Source organism: Microbacterium sp. CPCC 204701, assembly GCF_004010105.1.
GTDB lineage: Bacteria > Actinomycetota > Actinomycetes > Actinomycetales > Microbacteriaceae > Microbacterium.
Window position 1 is genome coordinate 1 of sequence record NZ_RRYE01000090.1, and the last position, 9,186, is coordinate 9,186.

The following is a 9,186-nucleotide window of genomic DNA, read 5'->3' on the forward strand; positions in this document are numbered from 1 at the left end:
CGACGCGGGTGGCGCATCGACCGTGGGCGGAGCGGGTGCCTCCGGCAGCAGAAGCGGGTCAGAAGCCGCAGTCTCGTTGCCGGTATCGTCGGCCGGTGCCGGCTCCTCGCGAGCGGGTGCAACCGCGACGGGTGGCTCGGCCACCTCACCCGCGGGGGAGTTCCATGGAGCGATCACGATGACGACTGCGACGGCCGCGGTCGCGGCGAGGGCCCCCGCCGCGATCCCGACCGCAGATAGGACGGTGGTGCCGGCGCCCCCCGCGCCGGCACCACCGTCCGAGGCGCCCCCAGATGCGCCTGCATCCCCAGAGCCGGACGTCCCCCCTCCCCAGACGGGCGTTCCGGTCACCACCGCTGCCACGGCCGGAGTGGCATCGGCGGTGTAGGCGAGGGCCCCAACCCCGCCGAGCACAAGTGGCAGCAGCACCATGCGGAGCTTCTGCGACACGTTCTCGAGGTCTGCCGCCACGATGCGGCACGCCTGACAATCGCGCAGGTGCGCGTCGAGCCGGCGCCGATCGCCGCGGCGCACCGGCCTCTTCTCGCTCGCGACGAGCATCTCGCACACCCAGCGGCATTCCGCGGGCCTCGCGGGATCGCTGATGTGCGCCTGCAGCCACGACTGCTTGAAACCCTCGCGCGCGCGATAGGCCAGCGCCGAGACGGCGTTCGGCGTCATCCCCAGCAGTGGCGCGACCTCGCGCGGCTTCATACCTTCGACCTCGGTGTACCAGAGCAGTTCACGCCAGCGCTCGGGCAGCTCGCGGAACGCCTGGGCCAGCACCGAGCGGTCGGCCACCCGCTCGGCGAACTCGGCCGACGACTCCGCCGCCCGCTCGTCGAGATCGTCGAGCGGAATCTCCTTGGCGCGGCGGCCCCACGACGCGGCGATGTTGCGGATCGTGCTGAACAGGTACGGGCGGAAGCCCTCGTGCGGACCACCGCCCTTGCGGATGGCACCCAGGATCAGCGTGAACGCCTCCGACACGAGATCGTCCGGGTCGACGGTCGGGCTCACAGCTTTCGCCGCGCGGCGTCCGCTCGCCACATGCCGTTCCCACAGTTCCGCGTAGGCGGCGTCGTCTCCGGCGCGTGCGGCGGCGACGAGCGCTTCGTCGGAACGCACGGGCAGCGCGTCGTCCGCGACGGCGCTGCTGGGCGTGTTCACATTGACTCCTCGCCGGATGGCATACGGGTTTCAGGGGCGACCGGCGGGGCAGAGCCGCGCCGGGCGAGGGGGAACGCGCTGGGAAACCCCCGGTGGGGGCGTCCGCGGTCGGGTGGACTGTGCGCTCCATTGTTCATGACGTACCGGGACCTCGATCATGACGCGACGACGAAGAAAAAAATTCCAGGATGCAGGATGCCGGTGCTCCGGCGTGCGGAAGCAGCGTCAGAAGATCATCGGGCGGTCGTCGTCGGAGCCCTCGAGATCGAGGTCGACGACGACCGGCACGTGATCGCTCGGGGCTTCGCCCTTGCGCTCGTTGCGGTGGATCGCCGCGCCCGTCACGGCGTCGGCGAGTGCGTGCGAACCGAGGATGAAGTCGATGCGCATCCCCTCGTTGCGCGGGAAGCGCAGCTGCTTGTAGTCCCAGTACGTGAAGCCCGTCGGCACGAGCGGACGCACGACGTCCTGAAGGCCGGCCGCCTCGAGCGCCGCGAACGCCTCGCGCTCGGGCGGCGACACGTGGGTCGCGAAGCCCTGCACCACCGACGGATCGCCGTTGTCGGCATCCGTCGGGGCGATGTTGAAGTCGCCGACCAGTGCGAGCGGCAGATCGGGGTTCGCGGCGAGCGCACCCGCGGTGTACTGGGCGAGCGCCGACAGCCAGTCGAGCTTGTAGTAGTAGTGCGGGTCGCCGAGCGAGCGGCCGTTGGGCACGTACAGGCTCCACACCTCGACGCCGCCGACCGTCGCGCCCATCGCGCGTGCCTCGAGCGGGGCGTCGGCGCCGTCGTGGCCCTTCGCGAAGCCGGGCATCCCGGGGAACGCGGTGCGCACGCTCTCGATCGGCTCGCGGCTGGCGATGGCGACGCCGTTCCACTGCGAGAACCCGAAGGCCTCGACGTGATAGCCGGCGTCTTCGAACCGCTCGAACGGGAACTGCTCGGACCTGCACTTGATCTCCTGCATCGCGAGCACGTCGATGTGCTCGCGCACCGCGAAGTCGACGATACGGTCGACCCGGGCGCGGATCGAGTTGACGTTCCAAGTGGCCAGGCGCATGGGCCCAAGCCTATTCGCGGCGGGGACGCGGCGACCTCGGCCGCTCCGTAGACTCATCGGCATGACCGTCGCCTCCACGCCCGAGCTCGAAGCCGATCGCCAGTACCTCATCGCGCTCATCGAGGACGAGGCGGTGTTCCACGGCGACTTCACGCTCTCCAGCGGCGCGCAGGCGACGTACTACGTCGACATGCGCAAGCTGACGCTCGATCACCGGGCGGCTCCGGCGATCGGGCGCATCATGCTCGATCTCATCCGCGACGTCGACGACGTGGTCGCCGTCGGCGGGCTGACGCTCGGCGCCGACCCGATCGCGAACGCCGTCATGCACGAGTCCGCCCGCACCCACCGCCCGCTCGACGCGTTCGTGGTGCGCAAGGAGCCGAAGGACCACGGCCGCGGGCGCCAGATCGAGGGAGCGGATGTCGCGGGCAAGCGCGTCGTCGTCGTCGAGGACACCTCGACCACCGGGCAGTCGGCGCTGAAGGCCGTCGAGGCGCTCCGCCGCGAGGGCGCGGAGCCCGTCGCCGTCGCCGTGATCGTGGACCGCAAGACCGGCGCGCAGGCCGCGGTCGAGGCGCAGGGCCTGCAGTGGCTCGCCGCGATCGATCTTGACGACCTCGGCCTCGAGCCGCAGTAGCCGGGACGCTCAGTCGTCGCGGCCGCGGCTCCTCCACAGCTGCCACACCAGCACCACGAGGGTGCCTGACACGATCACGCCCGACACCGCGAGCAACAGGGTCTGGTCGGTCTCTGAGATCACGGTCGCCTGCCTTCCGCGGCATCTGTCACGATCTTGGCGATCCGGGCCGAACGCGTCTCGGGGCGTCGAGCCATGTCGACGTTCGCGATCCCGAGCTTGCGGGCCGACGGGGGAAACGCGTCCCACGTCGCGCGCGCAGCAGGCACCGCATCGAGTGCGGCGGCGAGGTCGTCGGGCTCACGCAGCGCCTCGGAGTTGTCGAGCACGCTCCAGGCGCCGTTCGCCTTGGCGACCTCGATCGCACGGATGCCGGCTTCCGTGAGCAGCCCCTCGGCTTCGAGCCTCGCGACCCGGGCCTTGTTCGTCGCGGCCCACCCGCTCGTCGGGCGCCGCGGCGCGAACCACAGCCCGCCCCGGAACTCGTCGAACGTGCGGACCGGACCGTCGATCCAACCGAAGCACAGCGCGTGGACGATGGCGTCCTCGTACTCGACGAACGTGAGGCGCGAGCCGGCCCTCGCGCGCACGAGCCAGGCGCCCCTCGAGGTGCGATGGTTCGTCTCGAGCCACGCGCGCCAGGCCGCGGCATCCGTCGCCTCCACCTTCTCACCGTCGTCGAGCGCACCCATGCGTAGAACCTACCGGGGGCCTGTGACTTCGCGCGCCGCCGCCGTCCGAGATGGATGGGGCGCGATCCGTCGTGAATCGCCGTATCCTGCGCGGTCGACGCGGCCGTTGGCCACGGCTCGCCGCAGGGACGAAGCAGCGACGGGGCCGAGGGCGGCTACAGCAGCTCGGCGTCCTCGGACTCGACCGGGTCGGCGTCGAGCAGCTCGGCCACCGAGTCCAGCACCTCGTCGGGGCGGAACGGATACCGCTGGATCTCGAGCGCATCGCTGATTCCGGTGAGCACCAGGACCGTGTGCAGGCCCGCCTCGATGCCGGCGACCACGTCGGTGTCCATGCGGTCGCCGATCATGCCGGTGTTCTCGGAGTGCGCGCCGATGCGGTTGAGCGCCGAGCGGAACATCATCGGGTTGGGCTTTCCCACGACGTAGGGCTCCATCCCGGTCGCCTTCGTGATGAGCGCCGAGATCGCGCCGGTCGCCGGCAGCACGCCCTCGGTGGAGGGCCCCGTCGCGTCAGGGTTCGTCGCGATGAACCGTGCGCCGGCGCCGATGAACCGGATGGCCTTCGTGATCGCCTCGAACGAGTAGTTGCGCGTCTCGCCGACCACGACGTAATCGGGGTTCGTCTCGGTCATGATGAACCCGGCCTCGTGGAGCGCCGTCGTGAGGCCCGCCTCTCCGATCACGAACGCGGTCCCGCCCGGCATCTGCGACTTCAGGAAGTCGGCGGTCGCGAGCGCCGACGTCCAGATCGACTCCTCCGGCACGATGAGCCCGGACGCGCGCAGCCGCGCTGAAAGGTCGCGCGGAGTGAAGATCGAGTTGTTGGTGAGCACGAGGAACGGCACGCCCTGGTCGCGCCACTGCTGAAGGAGAGCGGATGCCCCGGGGATGGGCGTGTTCTCGTGCACCAGCACGCCGTCCATGTCGGTGAGCCAGCATTCGATGTCGGAGCGCGTGCGCATGCGTACAGGGTATGCGGTCGCGGTGTCGCGGGATGTCGCGCGGGCGTAGGGTCGGAGTCGTGACGTGGGACCCCCGGAGCCTTCCCGACCTGTCCGGACGCGTGTACCTCGTGACGGGCTCGAACGCCGGTCTGGGTTATTTCGCGTCGGAGCAGCTGGCGCGCGCCGGGGCGAAGGTGCTCATGTCGGGCCGCCACCCGAACCGGCTGTCCGCGGCGCGCGCAGCGATACGCCGCCGGGTTCCGGATGCCGCGGCCGACGCCACCGAGCCGCTCATCCTCGACACCTCCAACCTCGGGTCGGTCCGCTCGGCTGCGGCGAGCGTCCGTGGCCGGGGAGGGCTCGACGGCGTGCTGCTCAACGCCGGGATCGTCCACGCGCCGCGCGCGCGTGAGACGACGATCGACGGCCACGAGGTGGTCTTCGCCACGAACGCCCTCGGGCACTTCGCCCTCGGCGGCGAGCTGCTGACCGCGCTCGCGGCGGCCGCCGGCCGCATGGTCTGGGTGGGGAGCATGTCGACGGCGCTCACGCCGTACGACCCCGTCGACCCGCAGCTGAGCGAGCGGTACTCGGCGTGGCGCGCGTACGTGCAGTCCAAGGTGGCGACGGCCGCGCTCGGGTTCGAGGCCGACCGGCGCCTGCGCGACGCAGGCGTCCCGGTCGAGAGCGTGGTCGCTCACCCCGGGTATTCGACGGGTGGTCGCACCCCCGGCATCGCCGGCGTCAACGAGCCCTCGCGGGTCAAGCGCTTCCGCGACAACCTGCAGGCCGCGTTCGCGCAGTCCAAAGAGCACGGCGCGTGGCCCCTCGTGCGCGCGCTCGCCGACCCCGAGGTCGAGGGCGGCGAGTTCTGGGGCCCGAGGACGGGCAGCCGCGGCGTTCCTCGGCGTCAGAAGCCGCCGAAGATCACGCGCGACTCCGAGATCGGCGTCCGAATGTGGGATTTCGCCGAGGCGGCGACCGGCGTCCACTGGCCGCTCGAACAGGCCGCCGCGGACGCTCGCGCCTGAGCCCGGGACCGCCGGCTTCGGGTGTCACGGCGCGCGGGATCGGCCAGGGGATGCCGCGTGTTTCGCCACGCGAGCCTCGGGAACGCCGGCTTCGGGTGTCACGGCGCGCGGGATCGGCCAGTCAGGCGGTCAGCCAGACCGCGTCGGCCGCGGCGGGGGGCAGCTCCACGCGCGAGCCGTCGATCGCGAGGGTCGCGGCATCCGTCACCGTCACCTCAGCCCCGACGGCGACACCGGCGACCTCGACCGCACGGAGCAGATCGGGGTCGCGGTCGCTCACGCGCAGCACCCGCCCGACGTGACCGGTGGGCGCCGCGCCGAGCAGCACGAAGGACTCGCGGCGCACGTGGCCCGAGGCATCCGGAATCGCATCGCCATGCGGGTCGAAGCGCGGGCGTCCGAGCCGTTCGTCGATGCCCTCGAGCAGGCGGTCGCTGATGGCGTGCTCGAGCACCTCGGCCTCGTCGTGCACCTCGTCCCACGAGTAGCCGAACTCCCGGACGAGCCACGTCTCGATGAGCCGGTGCCGGCGGATGATTCCGGCGGCGCGCTGCTCGCCGGCCTCGGTGAGCGAGATCGGCCCGTAGGGGCGGTGCGTCACCAGTCCCTGCGCTGCGAGCTTCTGCACCATCTCCGTCACACTCGACGGTGCGAGGCCGAGCTCTCCCGCCAGCTGCGACGGGGTGATGCGCTCGCTCTGCCACTCGGTGTGGTGGTAGATCGTCTTGAGGTAGTCGTCGATCGCGGGGGAGGGCACGGCATCAGGGTACCCGCGGCCGCAGCGCCCGGATGCGACGGCTCATGACGCCAGTCGGGGGCGCCCACGGGGAAGACGACGCCCGACGAGTCCGTGCTTCGGCGCGAAGAGGTAGGCCAGCAGGAAGAGCGCCCCCATCGCCACGACCACCATGCCGCCCGACGACGTGTCGAGGTAGTAGCTGAGGTAGAGCCCGGCGATGGCGCTGAGCGCGGCGATCAGGGGAGCGAACACCAGCATGCGCCCGAACCGATCCGTCAGGAGGTAGGCGGTCGCCCCCGGGATGATGACCAGCGCGACCACGAGGATGACACCGACGGCCTGCAGTGCGACGACGACGGTGACGGCGAGGCAGCCGAGCAGCAGGGCGCTCAGCAGTCGTGGACGAAGCCCGATGGCCGCGGCGTGAGCCGGATCGAATGCGAACAGCGTGAGATCCCGCCGCTTCAGCACCAGGACCGCCATCGTCGCCGCCCCGAGCGCCAGCACCTGCACGAGGTCGTCGACGCCGACGCCCAGAAGGTTGCCGAAGAGGATGTGGGTCAGATCTGTCTGACTCGGGATCACCGAGATCAGCACGATGCCGACTGCGAACAGCGTGGTGAACACGACGCCGATCGCGGCATCCTCCTTCACTCTGCTCGTGGTGCGGATGACGCCGATCGCCGCCACAGCGGCGACCCCGAAGACCAGAGCCCCCGCCGCGAACGGCGCCCCGAGCAGGTAGGCCAGGACCACTCCCGGCAGAACGGAATGCGAGACGGCGTCGCCCATCAGCGACCAGCCGATGAGGACCAGCCAGCAGCTCATGAGCCCGCAGACGACCGAGGCGACGAGGCTGACGGTGAGTGCACGGACCATGAAGTCGTACTGCAGCGGCTCCAGCATCCAATCCACGAGGGTCATCGGGATGCCTCGCCCTCGGCGTCCGCACCGGCGTCGAACACATCGACGCCGAACGCCCGCACGAGATTCTCGGGTCGGAGCACGACATCGGGAGCGGCATGCAGCAGAACGGTGTGGAGGAAGAGGACGGCCTCGTCGCACAGCCGGGGAAGCGCCGCAAGGTCGTGGGTCGCGATCAGCACGGTGCGTCCGTCGCGGGCCAGTTCGCGTAGCACGTGCGTGAGCGTCGCCTCGGTGCGCTTGTCGACGCCCGCGAACGGCTCGTCCAGCAGCAGCAGCCGTGCGTTCTGAGCGAGGCAGCGGGCCACGAACGCACGCTTGCGCTGACCGCCCGACAGCTCGCCGATCTGCCGATCTGCGAGTTCGCTCAGCTCCACCCGCTCGAGGGCCTCCGCGACAGCCTCCCGATCGACGCGGCGGGGTCGCCGTGTCGGCCCCTGGAACCCGTATCTGCCCATCATCACGACGTCGCGCACCCGCAGGGGAAACCCCCAGTCGACCGCTTCGGACTGCGGGACGAAGCCCACCGCGCCCTGCCGGCGGGCGGCGTGCGGCGGCATCCCGTCGATGCTGACGGCGCCGCGCTCGGGTCGCACGATGCCCATCACCGCCTTCAGCAAGGTCGACTTGCCCGATCCGTTCATGCCGATGAGCCCGCAGACGGTGCCCGCGGCGAGCGTCAGATCCGTGCGGTCGACCGCGAGGACATCGCCGTAGCGGACGGTGAGATCGCGCACGTCGAGTGCGGGAGCGGATGCCTCGGCCGCTCGCCCGTCGTCGCTGAACCTGCGTGGGATCACACGGTCACCCCGTTCCGGTCAGACCGGCGAGGATGGTGTCGACGTCGTGCTCGATGAGATCGAGATACGTCGGGACGGGCCCGTCGACCGCCGAGAGCGAGTCGACGTAGAGCACGCCGCCGAACTCGGCGCCCGTCGCGTCGACGACCCGCTGCATCGCCGCGTCCGAGACGGTGGACTCGCAGAACACCGCCCTGACGTCGTTGCCCTCGACGAACTCGATCGTGTCGGCGATCTGCCGGGGGGTCGCCTGCTGCTCGGCGTTCACCGCCCAGAGGTAGGCCTCGGTCAGACCCGCGTCGCGGGCAAGGTACGAGAACGCGCCCTCGCATGTGACGAGTGCGCGCTGCTCGACCGGCAGGGCGCCGAGTTCGGCGACGAGACGATCCTCGATCTGCTGGAGGCGGATCTTGTACTCCGCGCCGTTCTCTTCGAACGCGCTCGCGTTCTGCGGGTCGAGGTCGCTGAACGCGGCGACGATGTTGTCGACGTAGAGCTGAGCGTTCAGGGGAGACATCCACGCGTGGGGGTTGTCGCGACCGGCATAGGCGTCCGCGGTGATCGGGATCGCATCGACACCTTCGCTCACGACGACGTGCGGCGCGTCGACGTCGGCCACGAACTGTTCGAACCAGGCCTCGAGCCCCAGGCCGTTGTCGAGTATGAGGTCTGCGCCGTGGGCGCGCCGGATGTCGCCCGGCGTCGGCTCGTAGCCGTGGATCTCGGCGCCGATCTTCGTGATCGACTCGACCGTGAGGTGTTCGCCCGCCACGTTCTGGGCGATGTCCTCGATCACGGTGAACGTCGTGAGCACGAGTGGTCTGTCGTCGGCATGCGTGTCGGGCGCCGCACACCCCGTCAGCGCGACGATCCCGAGACACATGCCCGCGAGGGCCACGCGGGAGCTTTTCGGCATACCGAAATCATATCGAGATTTCGGCGCACCGAAGGTACTTGTCGGCCCGTGATTCAGGCAGGATGCCGCGGCACACCGTGCGCGCGCTCGGCGCGGGCGTTCTGCCTGAGTTGTGCGCACGCGGGCGAGATAGCCTGGGCCGGTGACCACGCCCGACCCGGACGGACCCGGGGCCCCCGCGCCGCGTGCGGAGCAGGCCGAGCCGACTCTGCCGGTCGGGGTGGGGCCGTGGCCCGGCGGTCCGCACGCCTGGCCCGACGACCCG

The 9,186-nt window shown here is 70.8% G+C and carries 10 protein-coding genes; 2 read left to right on the forward strand and 8 right to left on the reverse strand.

Annotation, left to right across the window (positions count from 1 at the left end; translation table 11 throughout):
* Both EIO58_RS07745 and EIO58_RS07750 read right to left on the reverse strand, forming a co-directional pair.
* Window positions 1-1,170 (reverse strand): RNA polymerase sigma factor (locus EIO58_RS07745; protein ID WP_164861583.1); only part of this gene is annotated, 1,170 nt, incomplete at its 3' end.
* Window positions 1,171-1,395: 225 nt separating this feature from the next.
* Window positions 1,396-2,232 (reverse strand): exodeoxyribonuclease III, encoded by an 837-nt coding sequence (locus EIO58_RS07750; protein WP_127819044.1) that lies wholly within the window; start codon window positions 2,230-2,232, stop codon window positions 1,396-1,398.
* A 61-nt stretch (window positions 2,233-2,293) separates the two neighbouring features.
* On the opposite strand from EIO58_RS07750, the gene pyrE reads away from it, so the two are divergent.
* Window positions 2,294-2,872, forward strand: coding sequence for an orotate phosphoribosyltransferase (pyrE, locus tag EIO58_RS07755; protein ID WP_127819045.1), 579 nt, complete (start codon window positions 2,294-2,296; stop codon window positions 2,870-2,872).
* A gap of 119 nt (window positions 2,873-2,991) precedes the next feature.
* Here the strand turns inward: pyrE and EIO58_RS07760 are convergent, their stop codons facing one another.
* Window positions 2,992-3,564 carry a YdeI/OmpD-associated family protein gene (locus EIO58_RS07760; RefSeq protein ID WP_127819046.1) on the reverse strand — a complete coding sequence of 191 codons (573 nt, stop codon included), beginning with the start codon at window positions 3,562-3,564 and terminating at the stop codon, window positions 2,992-2,994.
* 155 nt (window positions 3,565-3,719) lie between these two features.
* Entirely contained in the window at window positions 3,720-4,529 is an 810-nt protein-coding gene (locus tag EIO58_RS07765) for an HAD-IIA family hydrolase (RefSeq protein WP_127819047.1), read from the reverse strand.
* A gap of 59 nt (window positions 4,530-4,588) precedes the next feature.
* Here EIO58_RS07765 and EIO58_RS07770 point away from each other — a divergent pair, with 59 nt between their 5' ends.
* Window positions 4,589-5,542, forward strand: a complete 954-nt coding sequence (locus tag EIO58_RS07770) for an SDR family NAD(P)-dependent oxidoreductase (RefSeq protein WP_240658632.1) — start codon at window positions 4,589-4,591, stop codon at window positions 5,540-5,542.
* A gap of 121 nt (window positions 5,543-5,663) precedes the next feature.
* On the opposite strand, the gene EIO58_RS07775 is transcribed toward EIO58_RS07770, so the two are convergent.
* From EIO58_RS07775 to EIO58_RS07790, 4 genes are read right to left on the reverse strand one after another with little or no spacing between them, the layout of a single operon-like run.
* Window positions 5,664-6,299 carry a metal-dependent transcriptional regulator gene (locus EIO58_RS07775; protein WP_127819049.1) on the reverse strand — a complete coding sequence of 212 codons (636 nt, stop codon included), beginning with the start codon at window positions 6,297-6,299 and terminating at the stop codon, window positions 5,664-5,666.
* 42 nt (window positions 6,300-6,341) lie between these two features.
* Complete coding sequence (locus tag EIO58_RS07780) at window positions 6,342-7,205, reverse strand: metal ABC transporter permease (RefSeq protein ID WP_127819050.1); 864 nt, start codon at window positions 7,203-7,205, stop codon at window positions 6,342-6,344.
* Window positions 7,202-8,005, reverse strand: coding sequence for a metal ABC transporter ATP-binding protein (locus EIO58_RS07785; protein WP_240658633.1), 804 nt, complete (start codon window positions 8,003-8,005; stop codon window positions 7,202-7,204). Before EIO58_RS07785 ends, EIO58_RS07780 begins: the two co-directional genes overlap by 4 nt.
* Before the next feature lie 4 nt (window positions 8,006-8,009).
* The gene (locus EIO58_RS07790) at window positions 8,010-8,921 is read right to left on the reverse strand and encodes a metal ABC transporter substrate-binding protein (protein ID WP_127819051.1); all 912 of its coding nucleotides are present in this window, start codon (window positions 8,919-8,921) and stop codon (window positions 8,010-8,012) included.
* Window positions 8,922-9,186 lie beyond the last annotated feature (265 nt).

Coding starts and splice junctions, on each gene's coding strand:
- EIO58_RS07750 (WP_127819044.1), bottom strand. CDS start 2,232: ATGCGCCTGGCCACTTGGAACGTCAACTCGATCCGCGCCCGGGTCGAC.
- pyrE (WP_127819045.1), top strand. CDS start 2,294: ATGACCGTCGCCTCCACGCCCGAGCTCGAAGCCGATCGCCAGTACCTC.
- EIO58_RS07760 (WP_127819046.1), bottom strand. CDS start 3,564: ATGGGTGCGCTCGACGACGGTGAGAAGGTGGAGGCGACGGATGCCGCG.
- EIO58_RS07765 (WP_127819047.1), bottom strand. CDS start 4,529: ATGCGCACGCGCTCCGACATCGAATGCTGGCTCACCGACATGGACGGC.
- EIO58_RS07780 (WP_127819050.1), bottom strand. CDS start 7,205: ATGACCCTCGTGGATTGGATGCTGGAGCCGCTGCAGTACGACTTCATG.
- EIO58_RS07790 (WP_127819051.1), bottom strand. CDS start 8,921: ATGCCGAAAAGCTCCCGCGTGGCCCTCGCGGGCATGTGTCTCGGGATC.